The organism is Stenotrophomonas sp. NPDC077461 (assembly GCF_049545475.1).
Taxonomy (GTDB): Bacteria; Pseudomonadota; Gammaproteobacteria; order Xanthomonadales; family Xanthomonadaceae; genus Stenotrophomonas; species Stenotrophomonas nematodicola.
Genome location: NZ_JBMWDO010000022.1, coordinates 1 through 1,133, shown reverse-complemented (window position 1 = coordinate 1,133; position 1,133 = coordinate 1). Strand labels below are relative to the sequence as shown.

Annotated in this window: 1 protein-coding gene; it reads left to right on the top strand. The window is 71.3% G+C overall.

The features are described 5' to 3' along the window. A partial coding sequence (locus ACPEH8_RS19395; RefSeq protein WP_423667887.1) for a condensation domain-containing protein occupies positions 1 to 1,133 on the top strand: 1,133 nt, incomplete at both ends.

Here is a 1,133-nt window from a genome sequence, read left to right as displayed (position 1 = left end):
GCGCTGGGCCTCAACCTGCACCACATCGCCGGCGATGGCTGGTCGCTGGGCATTCTGGGCCGCGAGCTGAGCCAGCTGTATGCCGGCTACTGCCGCGGCGTGGAGGCATCGCTGCCGGTGCTGCCGGTGCAGTACGCCGACTATGCACGCTGGCAGCGGCAGTGGCTGGCCGAGGGCGAGCTGGAGCGTCAGCTGGGCTACTGGCGGCAGCAGCTGAGCGGCGCGCCGCCGCTGCTGGAGCTGCCCACCGACCATCCGCGACCGCTGCAGCAGGGCTATCAGGGCCAGGTGCAGGTGTTCCGGATTCCGGCGCAGGTGGAGCAGGGCCTGCAGGCGCTGGCGCGGCAGGAAGGGGCCAGCCTGTACATGGTGCTGCTGGCCGGCTTCAAGGCGCTGCTGTCCTGGTATGCCGGGCAGCAGGACATCGTGGTGGGTACGCCCACGGCCAACCGTGACCGGGTCGAGCTGGAAGGGCTGGTGGGCTTCTTCGTCAACACCCTGGTGCTGCGCGACCAGGTGGACTGGGGCGCGGACTTCGTGGCGCTGGTGCGCCAGGTGCGTGGGACGGTGCTGGATGCGCAGTCGCACCAGGATGTGCCGTTCGAGCACCTGGTGGACGCGCTGCAGCCGGAGCGCCGGTTGAGCCACACGCCGTTGTTCCAGGTGATGTTCGACATGCAGGGCGAGCTGGCGGCCGGGGGCGGCGGGCTGGCGCTGGAGCAGGTGCAGGTGGCCGAGTTCGCGGCCGGTGAGCATCGCATCGCCAAGTTCGATCTGCTGCTGTCGCTGGGCCAGGACGGGCAGGGTCTGGGCGGTGCGCTGGAGTACAACGTGGCGCTGTTCGAGCCGGCCACGGTAGCGCGCATGTGCACGCACTTGGTGCGTCTGCTGGAGCAGGTGGCCGCCGCGCCGCAGGCGCGGCTGGACCGGCTGCAGCTGCTGGATGCGCAGGAGATGGCGCAGCGCCGCCGCTGGGACGGGCCTGCACTGCCGATGCCCTGGCAGGGCGGGCTGGGTGCGCTGCTGAGCCGCCAGGCGCGCCAGCACCCGCAGGCACTGGCGCTGGAGTGCGGCGGTGAGCGTCTGGACTACGCCACGCTGGAGGCCCGTGCCAACCAGATGGCGCACCTGCT